Source organism: Paenibacillus sp. EKM206P, from assembly GCF_011066155.1.
Taxonomy (GTDB): domain Bacteria; phylum Bacillota; class Bacilli; order Paenibacillales; family Paenibacillaceae; genus Paenibacillus; species Paenibacillus polymyxa_D.
Genome location: NZ_JAAMNQ010000011.1, coordinates 25,871 through 52,740 on the forward strand (window position 1 = coordinate 25,871; position 26,870 = coordinate 52,740).

Here is a 26,870-nt window from a genome sequence, read left to right on the forward strand (position 1 = left end):
CTATGATTGGGATAAGCGTTAGTAGGACCATTGGTTTCTTGTGTTCATCTAACAACGTGTTCAAGTGGTCGGGTGATCTTGATCCGAGCGCAAGCGTTTGATGTCACTAATTGGAGGCAGGCCGAACAAACGGGAGTATTCGCGGCTGAATTGTGAGGGACTCTCGTAACCTACCTGAAAACCGACATCTGCCGCATCCGCTGATTCGGATAACAACAGGCGGCGGGACTCTTGTAGACGTAATTGTTTTTGATATTGCATGGGGCTCATAGCCGTAACCTCTTTAAAATGTCGATGTAGTGACGAAGGACTCATATTCGCTAGTTTGGACAATTCTTCAATACGCAACGGCTTATCATAATCCTGCTTAATCCGCTTTATGACTTCTGCAATTCGGTTGGAATGGCTACCGGTCATGACCAGTTGTTTTAAGGATTCCCCCTGATTCCCCTGTAAAATCCTATACAGTATCTCACGAATGACTAATGGAGCCAGCACCGGAACATCTTGCGGGTTTTCCAAAAGATGCACTAGCCTTACCACGGCATCCAGCAGTAGTGAGTTGGTTTGACTTACATACAAGCCTCGTCTGGAATCAGGCATGGGGCTTGTGGGAAAAGCAGATTCCTTGATCAGGTCCAAAACCTGATGCGGATCAAAATTGAGCCGGAGGCACAAATAAGGAGCTTCTGATGACGCTTGGATGACCTGCCCCGAGATCGGCAAATCCACCGACACAACAAGGTAGTCGGATGTGCCGTAATGGTAGCTTTCCTCTGCGAGCATCACGACTTTTCTGCCTTGTGCCACAATACATAAGGCAGGTTCATGGACTTGATGTACCGGAACGGTTGTATTTGAACTTCGGACGAAGTGAAGCGAAGGTATGGCTGTAGTGAGAACTCCGTCCTGATTTGAAAATCGTTCTATAAGCCTTGCCAATTCGGCTTGTTTTTCCATGGTAGAACCCTCTATTTTGGTTGCCCCCATCTTGACACATCCCTTCTTTCAACGTAGCCCGTTTTCATTTTCAGTAGTTTATTACATATTAAGGGTCTTTGGAGGATTAGGCAATAATTTGCTCTGATTCTTCTACCAGCCCGATGGACATTCCTCTCATAATAAGATGCAGATACAACACCTAATGAGCAATTGAGAAAAAAATAGAAGTGCAAAGGAGTGGGAGTCATGGAGAGTAACAAAGCGGAAAAAAGTGTACACGCTTCGCAGCATCCCTGTATAGGGATGTGGGTAACTGAAGACGGAAATATCCGTCACGAACTCTTGCCTAATGGCCGTTATGATGAAGCACGGGGTCAAAGGCAAAGTGCCTATACAGGCAGCTATATCATCGTAGAAGATGACTATATCGAGTATGTGGACGACACCGGATTTACGGCAGATGGTGAATTCAAAGATGGTGTCTTGTATCATGCAGGGATGGTTTTTTACAGGGAAGAGAAAAAGTAATCTATTTTATCTTTTTTCAGTGACATTTTAAACTAGAGGAGGAATAAGCATGTTGGATATTAAAGGGAAAGTCGTAGCTATTACGGGGGCAAGCAGTGGGATCGGTGAAGCTACTGCCCGTTTACTTGCTCGCCATGGGGCTCATGTGATATTAGGGGCCAGACGCACAGAGAGACTGGAGGCTCTGACATCCGAGATTCGTTCTAAAGGTGAATCAGCTGATTATCAGCAACTGGATGTGACGAAGAGGGACCAGATGGAAGCGTTCATTAACTACGCGGAAAAAACATTTGGGCGTGTGGATGTCATTTTGAACAATGCGGGAGTGATGCCTCTTTCAAAATTAGAGGCCCTGAAGGTAGAGGAATGGGATCGCATGATTGATGTAAATATACGAGGCGTTCTGCATGGGATTGCGGCAGGGCTTCCGATTATGAAAAAGCAAGGATTTGGTCAGTTTATCAATATCGCCTCTATTGGCGCGTATAGTGTAACCCCGACTGCAGCGGTGTATTGCGCTACAAAGTATGCGGTTCGGGCGATCTCTGAAGGATTGCGCTTGGAGGTGGGGGGAGATATTCGTGTGACGCTGGTATCGCCGGGAGTAACTGAATCTGAGCTTGCTGACAGTATTTCAGATGAAGAGGCCCGGCAAGGAATGAAAGAGTACCGTCGTATTTCGATTTCGCCTGATGCCATAGCCCGTTCCATTCTGTATGCCATGGAGCAGCCAGCGGATGTAGATGTTAATGAAATTATTGTCAGACCCACGGCAAGCCCGAATTAATGCTATGGCATCCATGATTCTCCCTTTACACTCAGATCATTTTTTCCTCCATCCTTTTATGGATGGGGGATTATTTATAAGATGAGAAAGACCATCATTCACACCACAGAGTGTAAAAAGGCAGTGTCTTTAGAAGAAACGGGTTTACTTTTACAAATGTTTGTGATAACTTTATTTCGACAAACATCGAAATTAAGACTGAAACAGAAGGGAGCCGAACAGGGTGAAAGATACAACGGAAATGCAACAAGCTGTAAAAATATATAAAGCACTTGGAGAACCAACTCGTCTCAAGATAGCACTTCTGCTAAAAGAGGAAAGTGGCCAATGCTGCTCTGTGCTGGGCGAGAAGCTGAACAGTGTAGCTATTTCAACGCTATCGCATCATCTGAAGCAAATGGCAGAGTCGGGGCTGCTCACATACCGTAAAGAGGGGACGTTTATCTATTACAGCTTGGATGTGGAAGCAGCGCAGAAATATGCCCCGTTCCTGATGACATAATTTTTTTTAGTCTTAATTTCGATATTTGTAAAAATATAAAAACAATATAAGAAAAGAGGCGTTATTTAAAAATGCAGAGCACGTGGAAAGTGTATATTTTGGCCATTGTTAGTTTTTTGGTAGGCACATCCGAATACATTATCTCAGGCATTTTGGATCAGATTGCGACAACCATGGGGATTACGGTGTCCGCAGCGGGACAGTTGATTACAGTCTTTTCTCTTGCTTACGCGATTGGCACGCCGATTTTGATGGCAGTAACCGCTAAATGGGACAGACGCAAGCTGCTCTTGAGTTCGCTCGGATTATTTGCAGTAGCTAATGCCCTCTCCTTTATTCTGCCGGGTTTTGGAATGTTTATCGCCGCACGTATTCTTATGGCCCTCGGGGCGGGGATGGTTGTGGTTACAGCACTGAGCATTGCTGCGAAGATTGCTCCAGCCGGCAAGCAGGCCAGTTCTATTGCTACGATCACTATGGGTTTTACAGCCTCGCTGATTATCGGGGTGCCGCTTGGAAGAATGATATCTTCTGCATATGGCTGGAAAACCGTATTTCTCGGCATCGCTTTGACAGCGATTATTGCTTTGATCGTTATCGCTATGACAATCCCTCGCTTAAAAGGAGATCAACCGATTCCCTTACTACAGCAATTTGCTCTTCTGAAGAAGCCTGAAGTTGCTTTGGGATTGGCGATTACCTTCTTTTGGGGAGGGGGATATTTCCTCGCGTATACTTACATTTCACCGTACTTGCTGAATGTATCAGGTGCAGGGGATAATATGCTAAGCTCAGTATTACTTGCCTTCGGGATTGCCAGCCTGATCGGGTCGAAAATCGGTGGATACAGCGCAGATAAAAAGGGTATTTCCTTTACATTATTCGGGGGCATGGTGTTGCATGTCTTTTCCTTGCTTTTACTTCCTGCCGCCGCTCATTCCCTGATCGCAGTATTTGCTTTATTGATCCTTTGGTCGTTCGCTGCCTGGACAACTGGACCTACTCAACAATATAACTTGGTCACTCTTGTGCCTGAATCTTCCGGTGTGATGCTGAGTCTCAATCAGTCTACGATGCAGCTTGCCATGGCGGCCGGAGCTGGGATCGGTGGTGTAGTTGTTGGTCAGGTTTCGCTGGCTTCCATCACCTGGTTTGGAGCAGCAGGGGTCGTTATAGCTATTGTGGCTGTATATTTACTTTCACGAAGATCCTCAGTCCACACGGAATTGGGTGTTACGGAGTAAAGCTTATAGATAAGTGAAAAGGAGGCCCAGTGATGAAGGTGACATTGTGGTCTTCTTTGATTTTGAATGAACAATAATATGCTCTCTTGCAGTAGGAGGGCTTATTCAAACGTAATATCAGTGATTTTGCCGGCTTCCTTAAAGCCGATATTTTTATAAACTTGATTGGAAACCGAATTTTTTAAATCTGCATATAGCATGGGTACTAAATGCTCATTTTCCAAAATCGAACATAGCTCGGATACCATTCCGCTGGCAAAACCTTTCTTTCGTAAATTAGGCGGGGTATACACAGCATTAATGCGAGCATGTCTCGGCGAGCGGTGAGCAATATTAGCCATGGACACAGGCATGTTATTTACAATCCAAAGATACAAATTTCCTGTCCCGATGGTCTTCTCCGCAACCGATATTTGACTAACCGGATCAATAAAACTACCTAAAGCTTCTTCTGAAAAACCAGCTAGAAACTGGGCAACTAATTGTACATCCTCTGGGATGGATTGTCGGATCATTCCCTCAACGCCCGAGGGCTTTTTATATTTAGGACAGAAATAAGATTCCATGACCATATGGGTATGTACCTGAGCAGCATGACGACGTTGTGCGTAAGCATTTGCGAACTTCTCGACTGTTTCGGCATCACCACATACACCTGATAGGGTGGTTCCTTTTAAATAACGTAAGAGTTCTCCTATATAGGTCAATTTATGATTATCTGTGATTTGTTGTGAGATCCATAACCAGGCCTTATGTCCGGGTGATTGAGCAAAGACCATATTTTTATCGGACGTTTTGAGGCATGTTGATCCTTCTGACTCACAAATTCGATGGATCAAATGGTATCGAACTTCATCAGCCAAAAATAGATTTTGATTTAATATATCGTCGTTTGGGACTAGTTGCTCAATCATGACTCTGCCTCCTAATGAGCTGTGACCTAAGCACTTGTAAAGTGCTATGAAGCTATGAAGATTCGGTTGTTATATCTACTAGGATTTAAACTTCCGCGCTATACGCTTCTTATTTTTTTGTCGCCAAATCCATCTTTCGATAAAGTTTTTTTCTTTTCTTTCCTGAAGTGTTTCCTTCATACCCTTAATAAGAAATTCGGATCTTCGCTTGTCGTTTCTGCTAATTTCACGTAGTTCCTCAATAAATTTATCGTCCATGTCCGCATCTCCGTTAGTTCAGGATTTTCCAAATTGCTAAGCTAGATTATACAGAACATATGTTCCTTTTTCAAGTCTGCATCGCTCTATTCAATCACATAACCATTTTTAGATGGATGCTGCGAGGCCCGCGCCAATCGGATGGTGAGGCATAAGATAAGTTGAAAGGAGGAATTACAACATGGACAACAAAGCATATGTATCTCAAACGTATCCACGTCTTACAGTTTACAACGAAGAAAATTTTCGGGGTTCCAGGAGAGTATTCAGAGGAAACCTAGGCATTCGTAATACCGATAACATTCTCGACGGCATCGAAAGTCTGCGTTTCTTTTCTACCAGCAGCAATGCTACACTGGTACTCTTTACAGGCACGCGGTTTAGAGGTAACTTCCGTGTGTTTAGAGGCAATCGCAGCATCGCCGACCTGGATGATCTGATTCGTGGGAATGATGTGGAATCTATTATCTCTACCAATCAACGTTTGACGTTGCAACAAATCCGTAATATCCGCAGTAGCGGTAGACTTCCATCTGGCTACCGAATCATCTAACGGCCTTATTTCGACTTCATAACCATTTTACAAGACTGTTTCAGGAGCTTGCAACTTTCGGGCTTTTGGGACAGTCTCTCTATTTGCACACGCGACCCACATATTTGAATGATGAGAGGAACTGTTTGGGAAAATGGGACCTTGTTAGTAGTCAACACCAACTCAATATTTATGAAAATAAATAAAGGAGGACATACGATATGCCCTCCTAATGACGTATATTGTATTTACTTCAGTTCCCAATTCGTTGCTTTGATCACGGCTGCATCTGCGTTCTTAAGATCTGTTTCGCCAGAAGCTAAGAGAGAACTCCATTGTTTCACACGATTCTTACCATTGGGAGGTTGGTTATAATCGTTGGTATCGACAACCAATGTACGCTTAGCATAGAAGCTAGTCATGAAATTCTTCTCATTCGTACTACTGCCTGAACGTGAGAGGATTCCTTCAAGACTACCTGAATCACCAGTAGCGCCTTGATTGAGTGCTGTGTCGACAAATGATCCAATCGTTAGAGCAGTATTAAATCCGCGTTTATGTGCTTGCTGTACACTATATTCGATATAGGTGTCATAGAACGTACGCCACATGGCTTCTCTCCAAGCTTCATTGTTTTGGAGAGCGTTGATCTTCTTCTTGATTACACTATCGCTATCGCTGAGCTTTAGAATCGAACCATTCATCTTCCCCTTTAGACCAGCACGTGTTAATCCACCTGCAATGGAAGGGTTGCTAGCTCCACTAGCAGCATCAAAAGCTTTAAATAAGTACGGGCCATCTGGTCCCGTATCATTTGAACCGCCTGTTGTTGCTCCAAAGATACCAATGGTGTACCCACGATTATCGCCGATATCTTCAGCATAGCCATAGAATTCAGTCCATTTCAAAGAATCTTGCTCTGGTTTGTTCACTAGCTTCATAATATTATCCCACTGCTCACCGTCGAGTCCTGTATTAGCCTTCAGGAACTGAAGTGTTGAAGGTGAGAAATTAGCATCATGGTCAATAGTTGTAACCGCTGCTTGGCTAGTAGCTTCTTCGCTGGTAAGGGATAATGGCTGTATACTAGCTTCATTTGAGTTGTCGAAGCCCTCATTTAAATCGATCGTTTTCTGCACCGGAGTCCCATTCTCTTCAGCAAAAGCCTTGCTAGGTGAAGAGCCGGACAAGCTAGAGAAAGAAGCGACTACAGTAAAGCTTAGCAAGATCATAAGGAACTTTATTTTATACATATAACTCCTCCTATAAAATGTAATTGTGAAAGGCTAAAAGCGTAGATTTCCATCTAACTCGAATGGATTTAGCAAGAGTATAGATAAAAAGCATAGGATTGAATAGAGCTTAAATAACCGTTTTTTTCAAAAATTATGATTTATATGTGAATAAATGGACCAAGTTGTTCCTAGATTCCTACAGACCATAAGTGCAAGAATGAGGACGAAACAAAGATAGCCTCTTGATAAAATGAGTTACATCACATATCAGGAGGCTATATTTATGAACAAAATCCAGCAGTTTCATGCACTTCACACATTAGAGGAACTTTTATTTTTAGGGAACGCCTGGGATCTGCTATCTGCGGTGGCTCTGGAGAAAGCAGGTTTTAAGGCGATAGGTACGACGAGTTGGGGGATTGCCAATACGTTTGGATTTTCAGATGGAGAGCTTATTGATTTTGACCAGCACGTAAGTATTATTCGGACGATTGTTGAGCATGTTCAGATTCCAGTGTCGGCAGATATTGAAGCAGGATATGGAGAGGACACGGCAACGATTGTTGAGCATGTTTTAAGGGTAGCCGATGTGGGAGTTGCAGGGATTAATATTGAGGATTCTTTGAAAATGCAAAAGGGACTTCGAGAAGTGGGTCTGCACAGTAACCTATTGTCCAAAATTAGAGCGGCCTTGGATGCGCGTGGGTTTCAAGCGTTTTTTATAAACGCAAGAACGGATACATATTTGCAGATGAATACTCCACTTTCAGAGACCATAGAGCGGGCCAAAGCGTATGAGGATAGTGGTGCGAGCGGAATTTTTGTTCCAGGATTAAAGCGTGATGAAGAGATCAGGGAAGTTGTGTTTCATATCCATGCTCCGCTTAATGTTTTATCCCTGCCGGGTCTGACGAATGTCCACCAGCTTCAGCAGTTAGGAGTTAAACGGTTTAGCTTTGGAAATGCATTTTCTGATAAGATAATAGTTGCTTTGCAAAAGAATGCAGAACAGTTGATAGAGCTACAAGATACATCACATTTATATGAGGATTTTGCAAAATCCTTGAGCTAGATGAATATGAACTATAGAAAGGACGGAGCATTCGATCATGGCTAACCTTAGTCTTTCTTTTGAAGAAATGTGGGAGAAAATTATAGCGTGTGATCGTAAGTATGACGGGTTGTTTTTTACCGCTGTGAAAACAACCCACATATACTGCCGACCTTCCTGTCGATCCAAAAAGCCGAAGAAAATAAATGTGGAGTTTTACTTTGATTTGGACAAAGTGGAAAAGGCGGGTTTTCGTGCTTGCAAAAGATGCCAGCCCCATACAGACCATTCGCCGTATATCAGACTTGTGCAGAATGTGGTAACCTTTTTGGTTAATCATTACAAGGAAAAACTTGTATTGCAGGATATTGCGGACCATATCGGAATAAGCTCCTTTTACTTGGATCGGATCTTTAAACAGGAAACCGCCGAAACCCCGCGCACGTATTTGGAAAAAATAAGAGTAGATAAGGCAGCCTATCTTCTTAAAAGTACAAATCTTACGAATCTTGAGATTTGCTATGAGACGGGCTTCCAAAGTCCCTCCCATTTCTATAAGGCGTTTCGTAGCTTGAACCATTGTTCTCCTAGTGAGTATAGAAAGTTGAGTAGGGAATAGAAAAGGAAGGAGGTTGTATCCTTTTATGAGCGAACTATACGTAATGAAGTATGTATCGCCGATTGGAGAGGTAGAGATACAGGGCACAAATGAGGCTGTCTATTCTATTATGTTCTCTAATCGGAATGAGCCCTTAACGAGGGCTATAGAAGAGGTTCCAATCCAAGTATTAGCTGAATGCACTACCCAGCTTGACGAGTATTTTAAAGGTGAGCGCTTTGAGTTTACGTTTCCTTATGCCTTTGAAGGTACGGATTTTCAGCAAAAAGTATGGAATGCTCTGGTGTCCGTGGGGTACGGTAAAACAACAGCTTATAAAGATATTGCTCTTGCTATTGGAAATGAAAAAGCGATCCGAGCCGTAGGCAGTGCTAATGGAAAAAATAAGCTGAGCATTGTGATTCCATGTCACCGAATTATCGGTTCCAATCAGAAACTAACGGGCTATGCAGGAGGGCTATGGAGAAAAGAATGGTTGCTCCAGCATGAAAAGCGTTGTCTGAGGCCCTAAGGAGGGTTCGTAGATGAGAGACATATATTTGAAAGAGTTTAAGCCCGAGAACTGGGCCAACATGGTTCAGGTCTATCAGGAGCGGTATGCACAGGTAGATCCGGCTATAAGAGCAAAAGTGGCCAAAAGTAAAATTCCCAAGGAGATTCAGATTGTGCTGCTGCCCGATATGGGGGAGTATTTGCTGATTTGGATGGATCGAAAAGTCCCCGCACTCGGCAACGAAACACCGTCGGATTATTTGAAAAGCGAAGAAGGGACTAAAGCACTGAAGGCGGCTATATTACGTATGTCACGTTGAAGAAGCGGACCAAGGAGATACATATGAACATTGAACAGAGCGCGAATGATGGAAAAAGTGAGTTCCTATATCCATAACTGTAATCAAATGGAATGAACTTCATCTAACCCTATGCTATGATTTACCAACAAGAATATAGATTTAAAAGGGGAAATAAGAATGAAGCTCAAAAAAATGATGTTTCTACTTTCGTTTTTAACGATATTTGTAGGGTTGATCACTTTGTGCACAGAAAGTGTTCAGGCTGCCAATTCGACAGTATTCAAAGATGGAGATAAGCTTAAGCTTATTCTTGATGATGGTAATGGAGTAAACAGAGTGTTTAAATTTGATCTCCCGTTTACGATTAAGCCTGATACACCAATTCGTCTGTATAGCAACAACATTGAAATTCCTTCTGGTGACTTTACGATCGATTATGCCAACTCCACAATTACGATTGCGGATTCACGACCAGCACCTGGGCCAGGATCAGAAAATCATATAGAACTTCCTATAGCTATAACTATGAAAGGGACTGTGCAGTCAGTCGATGAATCTACAGTAACTCCACTTGCGGAGGAGCCAAAAGTAACGCAGCCTGAGGTGGAGACCAATATAAAAGAGATTCCCACTCCCAGTGAACCCAAAGTTGCTCAACCTGTGGATGAACCGAAAGTAATTGAACCGCAAGTAACCCAGCCGATCGAGGAGCCTAAAGTGGACCAAGCGGTTGATGAGTCACCGGAAATCCCTTTGTCTATCCCATCTGGAGAAAATTTTCCGGGTACATTTACAATCAACTCTTCAAGTACATCATTTTCAGTTCGTTTGAAGATGAAAAATATTCAACCCACGTACACTTCATATGTTATGGTCAAAAATGCGGATGCTCAATTAATTAAACGGATTCAGTTCGATCCGGAAACAACGTTTAGCTACCCTTTGAGTAACCTGAATTTATCTACAGGTGGATATTACTTTTATATCAAAATGATCGATCAGTCGGGAAATTCGGCAGCGTCTGTACCCCAATTTGTTCCTATAAATAATAACAAGGCTCAGCAGGTTGAGGTGTTTATAGACGGTAAACTGCAACAATATGAGCAGCCTGCGACCTCTATTAGCGGAAGTATGCTGGTGCCATTTCGTGCCGTTTTTGAGGCGCTTGGGGCGAAAGTGAAGTGGGATGGAGCTACCAAGACCGTTACTGCAACCAAAGGAAATACAACGATCAAGTTAACTGTAGGCTCCAGGGATGCCTATATCAACGGAAAATTAGTGCGTCTCAATGCGGCGCCAAGACTCATTAACGGCAAAGTAATGGTTCCTATTCGCTTTGTTAGTGAGGCGCTGGGTGCGAAGGTGAAGTGGAATATTGCAGCTCAGAGCGTTGTGATTTTCCTTGCTCCACCGCAGGTTTTGACAACTAGCGAAAGTGAACAATTAATGGAGGAAAATGAAGATGCTTCCGAATCACAATCCAATCCAACGATTCTGAAAAAGATATCCACCACCTTCTCCAAATCTACGGATATTGTGTTCGTCATAGATGTTACGAGTAGTATGACAGGGACGCTGGATTATGTGAGACAGAAGGTGAAAGGCTTTGTTGATTCCGTTCCAGCAGGTTCTCATTTTGCTGTCGTTGCATTTCGGGATATCAATCTGAAGGCAGATAAAGATTTAGAATTTTTGGAGTTTACGACCGATAAAAATAAGTTAAAAGGTAACTTGAATATGCTGCGCCCTTCCGCTGGCGGGGATTTGAAGGAATCGGGATTAGAGGCTATTCAGTTAGCTATAAGTAAATTTCCCAAAAATTCTAATTCCAAAACAATCATATTCATTACAGATGCACCAGTTCATGATAAGAATACAGCCCTGGGTAAAGCCCGTTTTTCAGTAGATGAAATTAACGAGCAATTACAGAAAAATGATGTTATTTTTAATGCAATCGTGCCTGCAAATGGACTAGCCAACAAACAAATGAAAAAGCTTGTAGATTCCAACGAAGGGACTTTGTATGATATCAAGGAGGCCAAGCTGAATTTGGCGAAGTAGGTTTGTCCAAACTCAATTAAAGCCGTTAAAGGGAGCCGATGCCAGGCTCCCTTTTGTTATCACAAGCGACCTGTGCTGAAAGAGTTCTAATGGGCTGAAAGCTCACTCTCCGTCACCCATTTATGATTTTTGACAGGCTCTCCTCCTGTAGTCGGCGTATAGTCTACCATATATACGGTCGTTGGCTCGGCGGAATCAATGGTAGCCTTAGCCCCATCCATCCCCTTCATATGATCTGCTGCAAGGATAACCTCTGTGCCCGGTGCATAGGGCTCGCTGCTTGCATCCTTAATCTCTTCATGAATAACCCACTTATGATTATTCACTTTTTCTCCTCCAGTGGTTGGTGTATAGGAGACTGTATAAGCAGTAGTCGTATAAGCACCCGCAATCGTGGCCGTAGCCCCATTCATGCCGGCCATATGGTCAGCTCGTATAGTCGCTTGACTACCAACTTTGAAGGCTGGATTTTCAGATTTTTTTAGTTCGGCAGGAAGCTCACTGGAAGTGGAATGGTTCATATCTGATGTGTCGTGCTGTTGACCGCTGTTTGCCGTGTGCTCCTGGTTCGGCGCGTTACTGTTCCCGCACCCACTCAAAATCATCATGACTGTACCAGCGAGCAAAGCCCATTGCATTCTCATATTTAATAGCTCCTTTAGGGTTTTATTTTCATATTCACTTATACCCCTAGGGGGTATAAGTGAAACGGAATAATATTACAAACTTGTGAAGTGTTTTTGCCTACAAGGGGATCGCCTGTGTGATCCCTTATTTGTTATGCAGAAGATGCGTAATTAAATGTTGTTGACAGTGAATAAAAAATCATTGTAATATCTATAAAACGCATCAAGTTACTTGGTATTTTGAGCGACTGTAAACATTCTAACTCACCAAAAGTAGATGATATCAAGGAGCAGGGGGAGACATCAAATGAAGAAACCATGGATTTCATTTATATTGCTGCTGGGAGCAGTCGTGCTTTTTATTTCAGGCTGCGGCAGCAACAATACGTCGGGCAACGCTGCGGGTGAAGAAAAGAAAACACTGCATATCAGCTTTAATCCTGGTCCATATAGCGATCAGTTTAAGAAAGGTGTGGCTCCATATTTGGAGAAGAAAGGATATAAGATTACATATAAAGAGTTTACAGACGGTGTTCAGCCCAATGTAGCCGTGGCTAAGGGGGATATTGATGCTAATGTATTCCAGCATTCGCTCTATCTGGATTCTATGAATAAGCGGGAGAATATTGATCTGATTGGTGCTGTGCAGGTCCCAACTCCTCCAATGGGATTGTACTCCAGCAAGCATACCAGCCTTGACGAAATCAGTGAGGGAGCCCAAATCAACCTGCCCAACGAGCCAGTCAATATGCTGCGTGCGCTGAATATTTTGAAGGAAGTAGGTTGGATTACGTTAAAGGACAATATCGATCCATTGCAAACCTCGGTGAACGACATCACCTCTAATCCGCATCATCTGCAATTTGTTGCTACCGATCCGGCACAGGGGCCACGTGTACTGAGGGATGTTGATTTTGCGGCTATACAAGGGAACTTTGCTGTATCGAATGGAATAAAGCTGACCTCGGCATTAAAGCTTGAAAATATGACAGATCCGTTCACGAACGTGGTCGCTGTGGACAGCAAGAACAAGGATAAGCCCTTCGTCAAAGACATTATTGAAGGATATCATTCAGACGAATTCCAAAAGTACATCCAATCGAACCCTGATTATGAAGGCTACAAGTTGCCAAGCTATTTCAAATAATATGGGGTATTATCTTCTGCGGGCTGACGTTGTCAGCCTGTATCTTATGGATAGAAGGTGGATATAAACGTGATTTTTTCATCCTCTGATCTCGTCAAGGCTCTGCCTGACAACTATTTTAGCGCAATAGATGACAAAGTGAATCTGTATAAAAGTAAAGGAATAGATGTAATTAATCTGGCAGCCGGCAACCCGGATCAGCCAACATCGGCGCATATTATCAGCGCTTTGAAGGAAGCGGTTGATCAACCGATCAATCAGGGCTATCCGCCTTTTCATGGAAAAAAAAGCACGCTGGAGGCTGTCGCCGCGTTCTATAAACGGGAGTATCAGGTGGAGCTGGATCCTGACCGGGAGATTGCCATATTCAACGGCTCAGCCATAGGCGTAATGGGGATTCCACAGGCGCTGCTGAATCCCGGTGATTGGTTATTGACCACCGATCCGGCATATCCCCAATATTATTCCGCTGCTGCGCTGGCAAGAGCCCATATTCATACGATTCCGCTTGATGAGAAGCTTGGTTTCTTGCCTGATTATACAACCGTGCCGGAGGAAATCGCAGAGCAGGTCAAATTGCTCATGATTAATTATCCGAACAATCCGACTGGAGCCGTAGCTACTGCAGACTTTCTGACGAAGACGCTGGATTATGCCGCTCGGTATCAGTTTCCCGTTATGAATGATTTTGCTTACGGTGCTCTTGGATTTGACGGGCATAAGCCGATTAGTTTATTGCAAATTCCCGGCGGCAAGGAGTATGGCGTCGAGACGTATACAGCTTCCAAAACGTATAACATGGCTGGATGGCGCTTCGGATTTGCGGTTGGAAATGCGTCTGTTATTGGTGCGCTCAAGCATTATCATACGCATGCCTACAGCACTGTTTTTGGCGCGGTACAGGATGCGGGAGCTGTCGCATTGCTGGGCACCCAGGAGCCAGTACAGGAGCTCGCGGCGTTATATGAGCGGCGCCGTGATGTTCTCATTGCAGCGTTACGAGGTATTGGCTGGGATGTAGCTGCTCCCCAAGGGTCTTTTTTTGCCTGGTTCAAGGTGCCGGAGGGGCATACATCGGCTTCCTTTGCAGACTCTTTATTGGACGAGGCGCATGTTGCGGTCGCTCCTGGAGAAGGCTTTGGTCGTGCAGGAGCTTCTTATGTGCGGGTCAGTCTGGTAAACAGTGAGGAAAGGCTGCTGGAGGCGGCGCAGCGCATCGCAGCGACGGGTGTTTTTCAAGTATAAGCCGGAATACAAGGAAGTTATTTTGCTGCAATCAGGAATTGGCAAAGCGAACGCTGCCTCGACTACGGCCCTGCTGATTGAGCGTTTTAGCCCAGAGCTTGTCATTAATACCGGGTCTGCGGGTGGGCTCGATCCAGCGCTGCTTGCTTTTGCGACAGAAGCGCTGGCGGAGACCAGGATTGAGGGGAAGATCGTCAAGGGTTTGATTACGACGGCAGACTCCTTTATCTCCCATGCTGAGCGCGCCCATTTTATCCGCAGCCAGTTTGGTGTTCCATTTTTGGCTGCGGCCAATTCGGCCGCATTGGTTGTGGCTCTTGTAGCCGCATATGATAGAGACAAGCTTTGATATATTCAATGGCACTATTCAGGAACGTTTTTTCTTCGACTTGCCATGCTGGTTAATGAGAGTTCGAAGTTGTTTCCCGGCTTGGTTCAGCTCCATATCGTTCAACACATAGTCGGTGCTGACTTCCCAGGTGCTGTGGTCATTCAGATGAAAAATAAAGGCGGGAAAGCGAGGGCGCAGCCATTTGCGGATGGAGGCCCCTTCGAATTCGACTTTAGTGATTGCAGCCCACGGGACAGTTCGAATACCATCTGAAATGCTGTGCTCGTCAAAGATGAACAGGTAGGTATCCTTGCGAAGCGTTCTGCTCAAACAAACCACGAGATAGCTACCGAAAAAAGGAAGTCCGACAATGGCGGACGTAATAAAGAAGAAGATTTGTAGAGCTGAGATATCTTCGTCGATAAAAATGAGCAGCAGCAAAAACAGACAAATAAGCACAAACATCAAGCTGCCCATGGCTTTCCAAAATGCCAAAGATCTTCGATATACAATTTTATCCACGGAATACCGCCTCGTCGGGAACAAACGCCTGAATGAAATAAGTTATTCGTTCTCTCCAGTCAGCTTCGGTCACACTTTCAATTCGCAGACATGGAGTGGCCTGCATATTCAGTTCTGTATTTCTTACAATCCACATATCATTCATTCCTTTAAGAACAAATAGCAGATTTGTAACAGAAGGACCATCTTCATCCGTATCCGTGTATACCATTTGGCTCAAATTATCAAGGCTACACTGATTACGATCAAAGTCCTCCCGCCAGTCTTGTATCATTTGTTGAGCCGACTCATGAAGCTTCCACGTTGCCATTTGCTGCATGGTGAAGTTGGATGAGGTTAACTCATTCCACTGTTCTTCGGTCAGATCGACGTATCGGCTGTGCGCATTGAAGTTCGGAGCAGACAGGCCGAACAGTTGATCAATGTCGTGATGCCAGTCTTCTGGAGAAGACCAGCGAAAGAAATGGAGTTCATTGTGACTGGAGAAATGATACAGAAAACGTTCATTTCCATGGTGTATCGTTAACGTATTTTGCTTATCTTGTTGCTCCTTAAAGCCACGTAGCATCTGACGACTTTGTACCAGATGAGCTAAAATTTCAACAATGAACGCATCAAATTCGAGCTGTTGTTGCTCGTCATCCCGTTGTTCCATCAAACCCTTGGATATCATGCTATGCGTTGCGGCATGAAAAAGTAGTTCCCAGCGATCTTCGGTTAGTTCCCCGTAATAAGATTGGAGCAGACCAGAAGCCATATCTTCTGCGCCCAATGCGGTCAAGGCAAAACCTAGCTCCTCAAGCGTTAAAATTACCGTTTGTTTGTCCATAGTCAGGCTCCTTCTCCATCTGTTAGGTGTGTATATTATTTAAATAATTTGCTGGCCCAGCGTATCCCTTTTTCCGCAAATTTGGCGACTTTTCCGCCTGCCCAGCTTCCCACTGTACCGCCGACGTATGCCCCGACGGCTGCGCCGACCGGACCACCGATAGCACCGCCTATGGACCCCAAAACGACAGCGCCGCCATAAGTTGCGGCGGTTTTAATCACTACGTTAGAGGCAGATACAGCTACATCCGTTCCGGTAAGCTTCCCGTTTTTCCATTTTCCAGCCAGACTGATGCCCTCGCCCACAATATTCATGGTGGCATTAATAGGGTAGAGCTTTTTGGCAATCATACCGGGAATTTGGCGGGTGGCTATGCCGTAACGTCCTTTTTCCACCCCGGCGATGACGTTCCGTGTCCACTGAGGAAAGCTGTTGGCTTTGTTGAATCCGAGGCCGAGCTTACCCATTTGAAGCTTTCCAGCTAATCGATCAAAGCCCTTTAACCCCTTCATCACAATACCGGGTTTGGCGAATTGGCGGTTTAGGCTTTTGCCCAAATTACGCATAAAAGCATTGTTACCCTTGCCTTTCACCCATGCCGCATTATGTATAACAGCTCGAGTGGGATTCTTCAGACTTTTCTTGAATTCTACTGTTTTGGTGAGCACAAGTGTGGAAGCCAGACCGCTATAGATCGCTGTTCCGGCAAATCCTAGTTGCCCGCGCCATTTGTTGGCCTCTGACAGGCTGTTAATGGCTATATCTGCTGGATCGGGTCCTTTTTTCCCGGAAGTTGCCCCTTCGCTGTTGCTGATCTGTCCGCTGTGATCTCCTTTGGTAATCCCCGTGTCTGCTTGGGTATCTGTTTCCTTAAATTTTACTGCAATGGAACGCAGCTCTGTGCTGACAGAACTGACAGTTTGAGTGAAAGCATCCATTTGTCCACGCGCTTTATGAAAATCCTGATAAAAGCGCTGCTGTGTTGTTCCTGCCCAGCTATTTTCCAACATCTGAATATGCTGTGACAGTTGTCCGCAAATTTGTGCCCCCAGCTCACGTGCCTGTGCGAACTGCCTGGAAACCGCTTCTAGTTTCTCAGGAGGAACCATAATTTTAGCCATGATGTCCACCTCGGATGATTAAAATAATTACTTATATTTTAGTGAATCCAGTGGGGGTTAGCAAAAAAAGGAGGGGGTTTTAGTGAAAAATAAGTCATTTGTATGAGTTCATGAGGGTGCATAAGGGAGAATAGTAGGAGGTGTATGATCCGAAGTTCTTATAGTCATTCATAACGAAACGAAAAAAGCCACTCTTTTCAAATGGAGCTTTCCATTAGAAAGAGAGGCCTTCTTGCGTAGAGACTAATACATATTCGCGTCGGTTTAATTACTTTAGCGGAATCTGCTTGGACAGCTTTTCAAACTGCTGCAAGTGAGGAGTGACCTTGGCAGTTATTCCTTTGAGATACTTAATGGACGCTTGTCTTTGGCGTTCTTTGGTAGCAGTCTCTTCAGGGAACATGGAGTATTCCTTTTGGACAGAGCCATTTTTATAATTTACGGAGAAGAGGTCTCCTTTTTGCCACCTTTGGACCAGATCTTGATTACTGTGCAAGATATTTATTATTTCATTGCTATTTTTATAAGTGAAGCTGTAGTCTGGATCGGCCACAGCGTGGATCACTTGGTAGCCGTTCTGTAATCCATTGTTCTGAAAAGTACCTACTTGGATCTCGTTCGAACGTACGGTTCCATCCATTTGCGTCACTTCTTCAGTCTGCGTACCCTTGCCGCTCATCGTGTCATTGCTCCAAGTTCCGTTGTATACGACTTTATGATTCTGTCCATCTGCATCCGTGTATTGATTTGTATATTTTCCGGTACCTGATCGCTTGCCATTCACAAAATCACCCGAATACTGCTTATATTCGCTCCATTTGATCGTACCACGTCCGTTAGGCTGCCCATTCTCGACCTCTCCATAGTAAGTAGTCTGACCGGATAGCTGAAGCAATTCCTTGGTTGCAGCCGCATTCGCCGCAGGTGTACTTACAGACAGCGCTCCAGATATCAGCGATGCGGACACCATAATAGGCAGAGACAGAGCCTTGCCTTTTTGCCAAAGTTTTTGCATCATGAGTTCTCCCCTTTCGAAGCTTTGAATTTCTAAAAAGTTAAGTTCAACAACCCAGCACCGTTTTTATACTATTTTGTGCTTGGTGATTTATAGTTTAATATATATTGAGAATTATAGGAAACTGTAAAGTGAAAACAGCTAGTTAGGAGAGAGATTCATGAATTTACCCGAACATGGGAGTGAGGATGTATCGAGCATCCTTGCCGTGGAGTTGGAACATGAGCCTGTCAAGACCATAAAAGGAATCCATCAAGTGGAGCCTGATGCTAATATCTATTGGCTGATTGATGTGGAATTTAGTGGTTTTACGTTGTCAGATGAGGATATTTTGCAATTGCTCAAAGGATATATCGTGTATGGGCATGTTCATGATTTACAGGTGTGGACTAGTGTGGGGCGCAGACCAGCAGGCGAATGCCATTTTGATAAAATTTGTGTTTGTATAGATATATTCGATAATGTAGAGATGCAGGTTTGTTTGGATGAAGCCAAGGTTGCAGACTTTATGAACACACTGCCAGCGCGTTTTCAGGAGAAGGGAACTGTTCATGTGCTTCCTCGAGAGGATGCTGCCCATGCACGTGCAAAAGCGGAAAAACTTAAAGCATTTACAGATCAGGAAGGTGAAAGGGAACACGCTGTCATGCTTAGGCTAGTAGCGGATCAAGGCCAATCTTACCGTGGAGCGGATATCTGGGATGTCGTGCTGAGTCTCGGAATGGAGTGGGGAGATATGGACATTTTCCATGCACACCATCACGGGACGGGAGGTTATGATGAACTATTTAGCGTACATACGGGAACCGAGCCTGGCTTTTTTTGGTTGAGTACACTCGCAGAGGAGCGCTTTGCAGATTTAATTTTTAGTATGGATGGGGTGCGAACCGCGCAGCCGCAAACGGTGTTTGAGGCGATGTGGAAAAGTGCCGAATATGCACGCACCAGACTCGGCGGGACATTAGTGAATGAACAGGGTCTGCCAGCTGTGCCGGAAGATTATCTACATCAGATTCAAGAGATGGAAGATCGACTAAGAGAGTTTGGATTTAAAGCAGGCGAGGATGTTGTTCTGTTTCTATTCTAGATTAGAAAGGAGTGATTTCGTTGTCCAGCAACGCTATTGAGAAGCTAAGAACGATTCTAAAACGTAAAGCTACGATTTTTCATACAGGGGGTCGTAGACCGTCGGATTCCCTTGAACAAAGCTGGATTGGTAGAGTTACAGTGGCTTTGCCAACGGAGGAACGACCCATTGATGTACAGGGGAATGCTATGGCTCCGATCATGCAATTGTATTTGCCGGGCTTGCCCTTTGTCCCTGAAGCTATGCGTAGCATCAAGCTGTTGACAGTCTTCCTGTCTCCCGATGTACTGGATCATGAGGACATGGAAGGGTATATGTGTATTCGTGAGTATACGTCGGTAGAGGATTTGGTCGAAAAAGATTTTGGTCCGTCATTTATGCAAATCAAAGCATTTCCGCTGTTCCCTGAACTCAAAGAGAATGATTATCCGGTCTGGGACGGTGATGACATCCCTGAGGAATACGGCGATGCCCTTAACCAAATGGACAAGGAGGAACCCGACTATTTTGAGGACATCGTAGAGGAAATATATGCGGTTCACAAAATCGGTGGCTATCCCAGCTTTATTCAATCGGGCATTGACTTTGGCGAGGGCTATGAATTTGTATTTCAGATTGCTTCGGATGCCAAAGCCCAATTGAATATTGTGGATGGAGGCAGCTTTTATTTTGCCAAGCATCAGAATGACGGAGTCTGGCGGGGCTACTTTGATTTTTACTAATAGGCTCATTTAGAGAGCAGTCTGTCTTCCATACATTGCCATGTTCGGTATGACCCTATATACTCGTAAGTTAGATACTATTGAAGTGGAGTGAAAAGATATGAATGTTTTAGGTCAGCTGGGATCTGCTATCCAGAGTAGTTTATTTATTCAATCCGAACTGAAGAAAGCTCATGCATTTATTCAGGAGCACGATCTGCCTGTAGAGCAGGTAGAACATGATTTTCACAAGCAGATCATCGTGCTGGAGCAATATGCGGGAACTCGCGTTTTTCAGCGAGGGCTTGCCAAATACAAAGTAATCAATGCAATGCTTATGATTATATCAGTGATCATATTGCTGGCAGCAGGCATCGTTGCAGCAATGGAATATTTACAACCCGAACGACATTTGCTGCAAGTGCTGGCGAATGCCATGTTTGACTATTGGGTTCCCTCTATTACTTTGCTCAGTGTTGTATTCGTGGGTGTGATCGTTCTCGCCATCGTTAGAACTGTTTATGCCAAACAATTACATACGAGGGTGCTAGATCGGGCCTGGCAGGCCATTTTCAATCATGTGGACAAATAAGGGCAGAGAGCAACTGTAGGAGATTGGCATAATAGCTGAAGGAGTGGCAGCAATGAATGACTGGGAATCGGGAATCATTCAGGTCGATGGTGAGCGTGCGATTTACTCATATTTAACGGAAGATCAGTTGTTAGAGGCCGATTGGTATTCTAAATATTTTCATTCTGTAAGAAAGCTAGGAAATGAGTATATCTGGTATCATTTCGATCAGGTTTCTTTGCTGCGTCGGCATTTTTTTGTGTCTGTATGCTTTAAGGATACAAGCCTAGTTGTCGTGGAGATTTCGCTCCAGGGCAATGAATTTCCAACTTCGTGGGATAATTGGTCTGAAGAAGGGGAGAGAAAGCGGCAAAGGGAGCATGATCGTTTGTTACAGCAACAATTGTCCGTAAAGCCAAGCTATCGTCAAACAAAGCCTTACCCCTATATGGAATATAAACTGAACTGGGGGAAAATCTCTTCTTATTTTGACCCCCGGTCGGGAAATACGGCCATTGCTTTTAAGTATAAAGATGAATAGTAATCTTACATAAAATACACGACAACCCTTCGCTTTTTGTTGGAAGTGAGGGTGTTGGATGAGTAAGGGAGATGTGTTGTGGATAAAAAGTCGAAAAAAATACTGATGAACACATTCTGGTCCTCTAGCGGCTGGAAGCAGGAGCGGGGATCTTTTTCGGGTGAGGATTTTGAATATGCCAAAAGTAAGGGCTTGATGTTCGATCCGATCACCATTACACATAACGAGATTATAAACAGGCTGCATGAGCTGCACCAGCAAAAGGCTACAAAAGAACGAGTGGCAGCAGCATTTTTGCATAGTCTTTCCACGAAAAAGGTTCATTTACGAAGCGCCTTATCGAGCTGGGCATTAACCGCAGGGCTTCCTTTGCACACCTATGGGGAGCGGCCTGTCGTCCTGCCCAATTACAGTAGCTGTGGGGATTGTAATTTTAATAAAATGATGTCCGATAAGGAATACGTCAATAAAGATTTGAATGTACTAAATTTTGAACGAATCAAATGGGGCGGTATTCGTCTGAACTACCTTCTGTATTGCTGGATGGACCTTGAATTGTTCAGTCAAGAAGAGGATGTTCATGTTTCCGATGAGGATCTAGCTATACTCCATAACATGCTCGAAGCTGTTCAGAACTGTGATGCTCAAAGCAGTGCACGTCAATTGGAAAAGCGCTGGAAGGATGTGTTCCCATCCAGCAAAAACGAGCGTGATGTCGTCATGGAGGTGTGGGGATATGCCGGACTGCTGGTCCCACAGGACACGCCTCGTAAACGACAGCACGGCAATCATGATTTTTATTCCGTAGCAGCCTGGCAAGGAGATGACGGATACTCGCAGGAGGCGTTGGACTATTTCTTTGGTACGTTTTTATAGAGAATGTGAATCGTTATGCACATCTTGATTATGACGGTTGCTCAAACAGCAAACGTTCTTCTTCCCGACTATGAATGGCATTGACAACCAGAAGCGCGTGGAACTGTTGAAGAACTTCAGGCGTAAGCCCTTCTTCACGGATCCCGGCTTTGAGTTCTTTTACAATGATTCGGAGCAGATCATGATCTCGTGTAAGTTTGACGACAGCCTCCTGCAGTTCCGGTTTTTTCTCGACCATTTCCTGATAGAATCCTTCCTCTTCTGCATCAGCATGGCTGAGAATGCGGGTTTCCCAATATTCGATCAAGTGGTCGGCAGCCTGGCGCGCCACCTGGAATTCTTTCGCTTCGAGTAATTCCTCTACTTCTCTCGTCTTATCTAGAGCGCCAGATAGCCCGCCTTGATGAATGGCATGATGAGCATGCAGTTGACGTAAAGAAGGTCCTCCCATAACAGTTCATCCTTTCTTTGTTCCCTTTTTTAGTACAGTATAGCATAAGAAAATAGCGTTATTTTTCCGGTTAGGATTTTCCCCTCTAAGGAAAAGGGAACTCCCTAATTGGTTCAATTTCATATAATACTTAGAATGAAGTTAGAAGATAAAACTCAATCTTGGGGGAATGGATGATGAATCGATTAACCGAAATAACAGACATAAAAAAGATTGTGAAAAAAGGATCAAGGGTTTGAGGGGGATGAGCAGATACATACCCAATCAACATGGAGCCTGGGCTATGCTCATTCTTCCATTTTTATTCGGTTTAGCTGCTTCTCGAGGGGATCTCATTCATATACCCCTATTTGTGTGCTGGTTTTTTATCTACTTATTCAGTTTTCCTGTCCTCCAATGGATCAAAACAGGCAGCAGTGAAAGATACCGCAAACCCGCCGTTGTATACGGAGTGATATTACTTCCTTTGTTAATTTCACTGATATGGTTTGAGCCTGCCTTGATCTGGTATGGAGTTCTTTTATTGCTCTTTTTTATGGCTAATATTTATTTTGCGAGAACGAAAAATGAACGTGCTTTACTCAATGACATTGTTGCAATTTTACTCTTTTGTTCTTTTATATATCCCGTTATTTATATGGGGGGAGGAGAGGATTGGAGGGTAGCAACAGAGCTATTCTTGCTTTTGGTGCTTTACTTTATCGGAACTGCTTTGTATGTCAAAACGATCATTCGTGAAAGAAAAAATATACGTTACCATTATGCTTCCGTTATCTATCATGCGGTGATTTTGTTGTTTGCTATTTGGTTAAAGTTATTTCTGTTTATTCCTTTTTTAATTTTTTTGATAAGAGCCATTTGGCTTCCTAAACTCGGATTAAAGGCAAAACAAGTTGGCATGGCGGAAATTGGATTTTCAATGATGCTCTATGTTTTTGTGTTGTTTTTATATTTCTAAAAGGAGAGACATCAATGATATCTTTAAAAACGCCGCGTGATTATCATACTGACCCGTTTATAGTCATCTGGGAGGTTACACGAGCTTGTGCTTTAAAGTGCCTTCACTGTAGAGCGGAAGCTCAGTACAAACCTGATCCTCGCCAACTGACACTAGAAGAAGGTAAGAAGCTAATAGATCAAATCGCTGAAATGAATCATCCGTTGCTTGTATTCACAGGCGGAGATCCTTTAATGCGTCCTGATCTGTTTGAACTGGCTCAATATGCAATTGAAGAGAAAAATCTGTCGGTTTCAATGACCCCCAGTGCCACTCCTAAAGTGACACGAACAGCGGTAGAAAAAGCAAAGCAAGTTGGATTATCGCGGTGGGCATTTAGTCTGGACGGTTCATGTGCCGAGATTCACGATCATTTTCGGGGTACAGCGGGTTCTTACGATACGACCATGCGAGGAATTGGTTATTTAAAGGAACTGAACATCCCTATTCAAGTGAACACTACGGTATCCCGGTACAATCTTCATGATCTGGAGCAAATTGCAGAAAGAGTAAAGGAAATGCAGGCCGTGTTATGGAGTTTATTTTTCCTTGTTCCAACTGGACGTGGCATGGAGAAAGATATGATTACTCCTGATGAGCATGAAGCCGTAATGAAATGGTTGTATCAAATACAGCAACAGATGCCGTACGGAGTGAAGGCTACAGAAGCTCCTCACTACCGGAGGGTCGTGCTGCAGCAAAAGCACAGTGCAGGTGAGAACAGTGTAGCAGACGGACAAAAGAGGGCAGATGTTTTAGGACGTGCTCCTAAAGGCGTAAATGACGGAGATGGATTTGTTTTTATTAGTCATATCGGCGAAGTATACCCTAGTGGTTTCCTGCCTCTTATGTGCGGGAATGTACGAAAGGATAGCTTGGCAGATATTTATCGCAACTCTCCGATCATGATGAATCTTAGAGATAAGTCCCTACTTAAAGGTAAATGTGGAGTCTGTGAATTCAAGGCTGTCTGTGGGGGCTCCAGAGCAAGGGCTTTTGCAATAACAGGAGACTATTTGGAGAGTGACCCTTATTGCGCTTATATACCCGGGGTTGGAGAGGAAAAGTGTTTTCATGATGAAGAAAAGTTCTAAAAAAGTCGTTATTCTCGGTGGAGGAATAAGCGGTTTAAGTGCTGCCTTTTATGTGAAAAAGCTGGCTGAGGATCGGCAACTTGAAGTGGAGATTACACTGGTGGAGAAAAGTGAACGTCTAGGAGGAAAACTGCAAACCGTTCGCCAAAACGATTTTATGATCGAAAAAGGACCGGATGCTTTCTTGGCCAGAAAGACGGCAATATTGGATTTGACTATGGAGTTGGGGCTGGAAGCAGATCTGGTATCGACAAACCCGAAAGCCAAATCTGCTAGTATTTTGCATAAGGGCAAACTTCATACGATGCCGATGGGCTTCATTCTGGGCATTCCAACAAAGCTCACTCCCTTCATTCGGACAGGACTTATTTCTCCGCTGGGAAAAGCACGGGCAGCCCTGGATTTAATCATTCCGGCAAAGAAAGGTGATGCAGACGAATCTCTAGGTGATTTTATCAAACGGCGTCTCGGCAAAGAAGTTCTGGACCAGATTACGGAACCTCTGCTGTCTGGAATTTACGCTGGGGATACACATTCCCTGAGCCTCATGTCAACCTTCCCTCAATTTAAACTAATGGAACAAAAGCATGGAAGTCTGATTAAGGGTATGTCTAAAGGGGCGGGGAGAAAGCCAGCAGTACAAGACAACCTGCCGGATATCGCTAAGAAAAGTATGTTTCTTTCTTATCGGCTAGGATTATCTTCGATCGTGGAGCGGCTAAAGGAAAGGCTGGATACCGTACGTTTTGTTATGGGGCAAGGTGTAGTTGAAGTAAGGAAAGAAAGCGGTTATCAGGTCATTTTAGAACATGGACAAAAAATAGATGCGGATGCGGTGATCTGCGCTGTTCCAGCTTTTGAAGCGGCTACATTATTCTCCGGCGTTGCAAGCGCTAGCTGGTTACACAAGATTCACTATGTTTCCGTAGCCAATATTGCTCTTGCTTATAAAAACACAGATCTTAATCTTAATTTTGAGGGAACGGGATTTTTAGTACCCCGCAAAGAAGGCAAAAAGATTACGGCATGTACTTGGTCTTCGACGAAGTGGAGCCATACTGCTCCTGAAGGATATACGCTTTTACGGACCTACATTGGACATGCAGGTGCACAGGAGTGGATTCAGATGACAGACGATCAACTTGTGGATGCCGCGCGTAAAGATTTGAAAGATTTAATGGGCCTGGAAGCGGAACCGGAATTCACCGAAGTCAGTAGGTGTGATCGATCAATGCCGCAATATCCGATTGGACACAAAGAGCATATGGCGAAGATCAGACAGGACTTCGCACAGGATTTACCGGGTGTTTTTCTATGTGGTGCCGGCTATGGGGGCGTTGGAATTCCAGATTGCATCGCTCAAGGGAAAGAAGCGGCTGAACAGTTGCTTTCTGATTTTTTATAATCAGGCTCTTTCCACGAATGAAAGAGGGAACCCCCTGATTGGTTCAGCTTTAAGGGAGACGTAGAATGAAAGTTAAGTATAAAATCGAAGTAAGATGGAGGAATGGAAGATGAGCCAGTTAACGGAAGAAACATGGGTGGCGGACATTGTGAAAGCAGTACCCAAAACGGGAGATCTGTTCCGCAAACTGAGGATTGATTTCTGCTGTGGAGGGAAAATATCACTCCGTGAAGCAGCAGCCAATCAAGGTCTCCACGCTGGTGAACTGCTGACGCAGATACACGAAGTGGAAGAAAAGCAGGCACAACATAAGCAAATGCAACCTCCTTCACTCGAACCCAAAGAACTAATCGCCTATATTCAAAATGAGTATCATACGAAGCTTCGGGAAGAACTATCGGCGTTAACGCCGTATGTAACCAAACTAACGCGGGTTCATGGCGAACGTTATCCGCATCTAAAGCGAGTTAATGAACTGTTCACCTTGCTTAAACAGGAAATATCGGAACATATTCAATATGAGGAGGACCTTGTGTTTCCGATGATTGAAGCCTTTTTACAAGAATCAACAGTGGAACGAGCAGATGAGTTGAATCCAATTTTGTCCAAGTTGCAAGACGAGCATCAAACGGTGGTGGAATTCCTGAAGGAAATGCGCTTGATCACAAATGGCTTTGAGCCGATGCAGGAAGCTTGTGGTACGCACCGACTCGTATTGAAGCGGTTAGAAGACCTGGAAGCAGATATTTTCAATCATATTCTTCTTGAAAATTGTACATTGATCGAACGTACGAAACAGGCACAGCTAATAGCGAAACCCATTAATTAATGATGAACTAACATG

The 26,870-nt window shown here is 44.1% G+C and carries 31 protein-coding genes; 22 read left to right on the top strand and 9 right to left on the bottom strand.

What is annotated here, in order from left to right:
• Positions 1-60: 60 nt before the first annotated feature.
• Entirely contained in the window at positions 61-990 is a 930-nt protein-coding gene (locus tag G9G53_RS19560; RefSeq protein WP_165149704.1) for an AraC family transcriptional regulator, read from the bottom strand.
• A 198-nt stretch (positions 991-1,188) separates the two neighbouring features.
• Between G9G53_RS19560 and G9G53_RS19565 the strand changes: the two genes are divergently transcribed.
• From G9G53_RS19565 to G9G53_RS19580, 4 genes are all read left to right on the top strand, one after another.
• The gene (locus G9G53_RS19565; protein ID WP_029515546.1) at positions 1,189-1,470 is read left to right on the top strand and encodes an Atu4866 domain-containing protein; all 282 of its coding nucleotides are present in this window, start codon (positions 1,189-1,191) and stop codon (positions 1,468-1,470) included.
• Between the two features lie 49 nt (positions 1,471-1,519).
• Complete coding sequence (locus G9G53_RS19570) at positions 1,520-2,257, top strand: SDR family oxidoreductase (RefSeq protein WP_069010479.1); 738 nt, start codon at positions 1,520-1,522, stop codon at positions 2,255-2,257.
• A 223-nt stretch (positions 2,258-2,480) separates the two neighbouring features.
• Complete coding sequence (locus G9G53_RS19575; protein WP_029515545.1) at positions 2,481-2,759, top strand: ArsR/SmtB family transcription factor; 279 nt, start codon at positions 2,481-2,483, stop codon at positions 2,757-2,759.
• A gap of 71 nt (positions 2,760-2,830) precedes the next feature.
• Positions 2,831-4,003: an MFS transporter gene (locus G9G53_RS19580; RefSeq protein ID WP_165149706.1), complete on the top strand. Its 1,173-nt coding sequence runs from the start codon at positions 2,831-2,833 to the stop codon at positions 4,001-4,003.
• A gap of 101 nt (positions 4,004-4,104) precedes the next feature.
• Here the strand turns inward: G9G53_RS19580 and G9G53_RS19585 are convergent, their stop codons facing one another.
• Positions 4,105-4,917 carry a GNAT family N-acetyltransferase gene (locus tag G9G53_RS19585; RefSeq protein WP_029515543.1) on the bottom strand — a complete coding sequence of 271 codons (813 nt, stop codon included), beginning with the start codon at positions 4,915-4,917 and terminating at the stop codon, positions 4,105-4,107.
• Between the two features lie 439 nt (positions 4,918-5,356).
• On the opposite strand from G9G53_RS19585, the gene G9G53_RS19595 reads away from it, so the two are divergent.
• Positions 5,357-5,728 carry a hypothetical protein gene (locus tag G9G53_RS19595; protein WP_029515541.1) on the top strand — a complete coding sequence of 124 codons (372 nt, stop codon included), beginning with the start codon at positions 5,357-5,359 and terminating at the stop codon, positions 5,726-5,728.
• Between the two features lie 227 nt (positions 5,729-5,955).
• Here the strand turns inward: G9G53_RS19595 and G9G53_RS19600 are convergent, their stop codons facing one another.
• Positions 5,956-6,960, bottom strand: coding sequence for a chitosanase (locus G9G53_RS19600; RefSeq protein ID WP_069010481.1), 1,005 nt, complete (start codon positions 6,958-6,960; stop codon positions 5,956-5,958).
• A gap of 265 nt (positions 6,961-7,225) precedes the next feature.
• Between G9G53_RS19600 and G9G53_RS19605 the strand changes: the two genes are divergently transcribed.
• The 5 genes from G9G53_RS19605 (at position 7,226) to G9G53_RS19625 (ending at position 11,467) form a co-directional block, all read left to right on the top strand.
• Positions 7,226-8,014: an isocitrate lyase/PEP mutase family protein gene (locus tag G9G53_RS19605; RefSeq protein WP_069010482.1), complete on the top strand. Its 789-nt coding sequence runs from the start codon at positions 7,226-7,228 to the stop codon at positions 8,012-8,014.
• Positions 8,015-8,051: 37 nt separating this feature from the next.
• Positions 8,052-8,612 (top strand): bifunctional transcriptional activator/DNA repair enzyme AdaA, encoded by a 561-nt coding sequence (locus tag G9G53_RS19610; protein WP_029515538.1) that lies wholly within the window; start codon positions 8,052-8,054, stop codon positions 8,610-8,612.
• Between the two features lie 25 nt (positions 8,613-8,637).
• Positions 8,638-9,123 (top strand): methylated-DNA--[protein]-cysteine S-methyltransferase, encoded by a 486-nt coding sequence (locus tag G9G53_RS19615; RefSeq protein ID WP_049816894.1) that lies wholly within the window; start codon positions 8,638-8,640, stop codon positions 9,121-9,123.
• A gap of 13 nt (positions 9,124-9,136) precedes the next feature.
• Complete coding sequence (locus tag G9G53_RS19620) at positions 9,137-9,424, top strand: antitoxin Xre/MbcA/ParS toxin-binding domain-containing protein (RefSeq protein WP_029515537.1); 288 nt, start codon at positions 9,137-9,139, stop codon at positions 9,422-9,424.
• A gap of 159 nt (positions 9,425-9,583) precedes the next feature.
• On the top strand, positions 9,584-11,467 hold the full coding sequence (locus G9G53_RS19625; RefSeq protein ID WP_029515536.1) for a stalk domain-containing protein: 1,884 nt from the start codon (positions 9,584-9,586) through the stop codon (positions 11,465-11,467).
• An 86-nt stretch (positions 11,468-11,553) separates the two neighbouring features.
• Here the strand turns inward: G9G53_RS19625 and G9G53_RS19630 are convergent, their stop codons facing one another.
• On the bottom strand, positions 11,554-12,111 hold the full coding sequence (locus tag G9G53_RS19630) for a YdhK family protein (protein WP_165149708.1): 558 nt from the start codon (positions 12,109-12,111) through the stop codon (positions 11,554-11,556).
• A gap of 289 nt (positions 12,112-12,400) precedes the next feature.
• Here G9G53_RS19630 and G9G53_RS19635 point away from each other — a divergent pair, with 289 nt between their 5' ends.
• From G9G53_RS19635 to G9G53_RS19645, 3 genes are all read left to right on the top strand, one after another.
• A complete protein-coding gene (locus tag G9G53_RS19635; protein WP_165149710.1) occupies positions 12,401-13,240 on the top strand; it encodes a MetQ/NlpA family ABC transporter substrate-binding protein in 840 nt (279 codons plus the stop codon).
• Positions 13,241-13,309: 69 nt separating this feature from the next.
• Positions 13,310-14,485 (top strand): aminotransferase class I/II-fold pyridoxal phosphate-dependent enzyme, encoded by a 1,176-nt coding sequence (locus G9G53_RS19640; protein WP_165149712.1) that lies wholly within the window; start codon positions 13,310-13,312, stop codon positions 14,483-14,485.
• Between the two features lie 22 nt (positions 14,486-14,507).
• Entirely contained in the window at positions 14,508-14,834 is a 327-nt protein-coding gene (locus tag G9G53_RS19645; RefSeq protein ID WP_338018501.1) for a phosphorylase family protein, read from the top strand.
• A gap of 18 nt (positions 14,835-14,852) precedes the next feature.
• Here G9G53_RS19645 and G9G53_RS19650 read toward each other — a convergent pair whose 3' ends face one another.
• The 4 genes from G9G53_RS19650 to G9G53_RS19665 form a co-directional block, all read right to left on the bottom strand.
• The gene (locus tag G9G53_RS19650) at positions 14,853-15,338 is read right to left on the bottom strand and encodes a DUF5381 family protein (RefSeq protein ID WP_029515531.1); all 486 of its coding nucleotides are present in this window, start codon (positions 15,336-15,338) and stop codon (positions 14,853-14,855) included.
• Positions 15,331-16,167, bottom strand: a complete 837-nt coding sequence (locus tag G9G53_RS19655) for a hypothetical protein (RefSeq protein ID WP_165149714.1) — start codon at positions 16,165-16,167, stop codon at positions 15,331-15,333. The genes G9G53_RS19650 and G9G53_RS19655 overlap by 8 nt, the downstream gene beginning before the upstream one ends.
• 35 nt (positions 16,168-16,202) lie before the next feature.
• On the bottom strand, positions 16,203-17,288 hold the full coding sequence (locus tag G9G53_RS19660) for a WXG100 family type VII secretion target (RefSeq protein ID WP_165149716.1): 1,086 nt from the start codon (positions 17,286-17,288) through the stop codon (positions 16,203-16,205).
• A gap of 268 nt (positions 17,289-17,556) precedes the next feature.
• Positions 17,557-18,303 (bottom strand): hypothetical protein, encoded by a 747-nt coding sequence (locus tag G9G53_RS19665; RefSeq protein ID WP_165149910.1) that lies wholly within the window; start codon positions 18,301-18,303, stop codon positions 17,557-17,559.
• A 160-nt stretch (positions 18,304-18,463) separates the two neighbouring features.
• On the opposite strand from G9G53_RS19665, the gene G9G53_RS19670 reads away from it, so the two are divergent.
• The 5 genes from G9G53_RS19670 to G9G53_RS19690 all read left to right on the top strand — a co-directional run bounded on the left by G9G53_RS19670 (position 18,464) and on the right by G9G53_RS19690 (position 22,079).
• Complete coding sequence (locus tag G9G53_RS19670; RefSeq protein WP_165149718.1) at positions 18,464-19,390, top strand: cell division protein ZipA C-terminal FtsZ-binding domain-containing protein; 927 nt, start codon at positions 18,464-18,466, stop codon at positions 19,388-19,390.
• 11 nt (positions 19,391-19,401) lie between these two features.
• On the top strand, positions 19,402-20,112 hold the full coding sequence (locus tag G9G53_RS19675; RefSeq protein WP_238794847.1) for a DUF1963 domain-containing protein: 711 nt from the start codon (positions 19,402-19,404) through the stop codon (positions 20,110-20,112).
• Between the two features lie 100 nt (positions 20,113-20,212).
• Positions 20,213-20,683, top strand: coding sequence for a DUF6097 family protein (locus tag G9G53_RS19680; protein ID WP_029515525.1), 471 nt, complete (start codon positions 20,213-20,215; stop codon positions 20,681-20,683).
• Positions 20,684-20,735: 52 nt separating this feature from the next.
• Positions 20,736-21,203 (top strand): hypothetical protein, encoded by a 468-nt coding sequence (locus G9G53_RS19685; RefSeq protein ID WP_165149722.1) that lies wholly within the window; start codon positions 20,736-20,738, stop codon positions 21,201-21,203.
• A 78-nt stretch (positions 21,204-21,281) separates the two neighbouring features.
• Positions 21,282-22,079 carry a hypothetical protein gene (locus G9G53_RS19690; RefSeq protein ID WP_165149724.1) on the top strand — a complete coding sequence of 266 codons (798 nt, stop codon included), beginning with the start codon at positions 21,282-21,284 and terminating at the stop codon, positions 22,077-22,079.
• Positions 22,080-22,107: 28 nt separating this feature from the next.
• Here G9G53_RS19690 and G9G53_RS19695 read toward each other — a convergent pair whose 3' ends face one another.
• The gene (locus G9G53_RS19695; protein ID WP_029515522.1) at positions 22,108-22,530 is read right to left on the bottom strand and encodes a hemerythrin domain-containing protein; all 423 of its coding nucleotides are present in this window, start codon (positions 22,528-22,530) and stop codon (positions 22,108-22,110) included.
• A gap of 169 nt (positions 22,531-22,699) precedes the next feature.
• On the opposite strand from G9G53_RS19695, the gene G9G53_RS19700 reads away from it, so the two are divergent.
• The 4 genes from G9G53_RS19700 to ric all read left to right on the top strand — a co-directional run bounded on the left by G9G53_RS19700 (position 22,700) and on the right by ric (position 26,855).
• Entirely contained in the window at positions 22,700-23,488 is a 789-nt protein-coding gene (locus G9G53_RS19700; RefSeq protein ID WP_069010497.1) for a YwiC-like family protein, read from the top strand.
• Positions 23,489-23,502: 14 nt separating this feature from the next.
• The gene (locus G9G53_RS19705; RefSeq protein ID WP_165149726.1) at positions 23,503-24,621 is read left to right on the top strand and encodes a TIGR04053 family radical SAM/SPASM domain-containing protein; all 1,119 of its coding nucleotides are present in this window, start codon (positions 23,503-23,505) and stop codon (positions 24,619-24,621) included.
• Complete coding sequence (hemG, locus tag G9G53_RS19710) at positions 24,605-26,026, top strand: protoporphyrinogen oxidase (protein ID WP_029515519.1); 1,422 nt, start codon at positions 24,605-24,607, stop codon at positions 26,024-26,026. Before G9G53_RS19705 ends, hemG begins: the two co-directional genes overlap by 17 nt.
• 109 nt (positions 26,027-26,135) lie before the next feature.
• Complete coding sequence (ric, locus tag G9G53_RS19715) at positions 26,136-26,855, top strand: iron-sulfur cluster repair di-iron protein (RefSeq protein WP_165149728.1); 720 nt, start codon at positions 26,136-26,138, stop codon at positions 26,853-26,855.
• The last annotated feature ends 15 nt before the right edge of the window (positions 26,856-26,870 follow it).

Excerpts from the sequence above, each read along its gene's own strand:
- G9G53_RS19560 (WP_165149704.1), bottom strand. The coding sequence starts at position 990 with ATGGGGGCAACCAAAATAGAGGGTTCTACCATGGAAAAACAAGCCGAA.
- G9G53_RS19600 (WP_069010481.1), bottom strand. The coding sequence starts at position 6,960 with ATGTATAAAATAAAGTTCCTTATGATCTTGCTAAGCTTTACTGTAGTC.
- ric (WP_165149728.1), top strand. The coding sequence starts at position 26,136 with ATGAGCCAGTTAACGGAAGAAACATGGGTGGCGGACATTGTGAAAGCA.
- G9G53_RS19630 (WP_165149708.1), bottom strand. The coding sequence starts at position 12,111 with ATGAGAATGCAATGGGCTTTGCTCGCTGGTACAGTCATGATGATTTTG.
- G9G53_RS19670 (WP_165149718.1), top strand. The coding sequence starts at position 18,464 with ATGAATTTACCCGAACATGGGAGTGAGGATGTATCGAGCATCCTTGCC.
- G9G53_RS19685 (WP_165149722.1), top strand. The coding sequence starts at position 20,736 with ATGAATGACTGGGAATCGGGAATCATTCAGGTCGATGGTGAGCGTGCG.
- G9G53_RS19705 (WP_165149726.1), top strand. The coding sequence starts at position 23,503 with ATGATATCTTTAAAAACGCCGCGTGATTATCATACTGACCCGTTTATA.
- G9G53_RS19595 (WP_029515541.1), top strand. The coding sequence starts at position 5,357 with ATGGACAACAAAGCATATGTATCTCAAACGTATCCACGTCTTACAGTT.
- G9G53_RS19655 (WP_165149714.1), bottom strand. The coding sequence starts at position 16,167 with ATGGACAAACAAACGGTAATTTTAACGCTTGAGGAGCTAGGTTTTGCC.
- G9G53_RS19665 (WP_165149910.1), bottom strand. The coding sequence starts at position 18,303 with ATGCAAAAACTTTGGCAAAAAGGCAAGGCTCTGTCTCTGCCTATTATG.
- G9G53_RS19570 (WP_069010479.1), top strand. The coding sequence starts at position 1,520 with ATGTTGGATATTAAAGGGAAAGTCGTAGCTATTACGGGGGCAAGCAGT.
- hemG (WP_029515519.1), top strand. The coding sequence starts at position 24,605 with ATGAAGAAAAGTTCTAAAAAAGTCGTTATTCTCGGTGGAGGAATAAGC.
- G9G53_RS19610 (WP_029515538.1), top strand. The coding sequence starts at position 8,052 with ATGGCTAACCTTAGTCTTTCTTTTGAAGAAATGTGGGAGAAAATTATA.
- G9G53_RS19615 (WP_049816894.1), top strand. The coding sequence starts at position 8,638 with ATGAGCGAACTATACGTAATGAAGTATGTATCGCCGATTGGAGAGGTA.
- G9G53_RS19695 (WP_029515522.1), bottom strand. The coding sequence starts at position 22,530 with ATGGGAGGACCTTCTTTACGTCAACTGCATGCTCATCATGCCATTCAT.
- G9G53_RS19625 (WP_029515536.1), top strand. The coding sequence starts at position 9,584 with ATGAAGCTCAAAAAAATGATGTTTCTACTTTCGTTTTTAACGATATTT.
- G9G53_RS19660 (WP_165149716.1), bottom strand. The coding sequence starts at position 17,288 with ATGGCTAAAATTATGGTTCCTCCTGAGAAACTAGAAGCGGTTTCCAGG.
- G9G53_RS19565 (WP_029515546.1), top strand. The coding sequence starts at position 1,189 with ATGGAGAGTAACAAAGCGGAAAAAAGTGTACACGCTTCGCAGCATCCC.
- G9G53_RS19680 (WP_029515525.1), top strand. The coding sequence starts at position 20,213 with ATGAATGTTTTAGGTCAGCTGGGATCTGCTATCCAGAGTAGTTTATTT.
- G9G53_RS19700 (WP_069010497.1), top strand. The coding sequence starts at position 22,700 with ATGGATGATGAATCGATTAACCGAAATAACAGACATAAAAAAGATTGT.
- G9G53_RS19620 (WP_029515537.1), top strand. The coding sequence starts at position 9,137 with ATGAGAGACATATATTTGAAAGAGTTTAAGCCCGAGAACTGGGCCAAC.
- G9G53_RS19605 (WP_069010482.1), top strand. The coding sequence starts at position 7,226 with ATGAACAAAATCCAGCAGTTTCATGCACTTCACACATTAGAGGAACTT.
- G9G53_RS19580 (WP_165149706.1), top strand. The coding sequence starts at position 2,831 with ATGCAGAGCACGTGGAAAGTGTATATTTTGGCCATTGTTAGTTTTTTG.
- G9G53_RS19585 (WP_029515543.1), bottom strand. The coding sequence starts at position 4,917 with ATGATTGAGCAACTAGTCCCAAACGACGATATATTAAATCAAAATCTA.
- G9G53_RS19635 (WP_165149710.1), top strand. The coding sequence starts at position 12,401 with ATGAAGAAACCATGGATTTCATTTATATTGCTGCTGGGAGCAGTCGTG.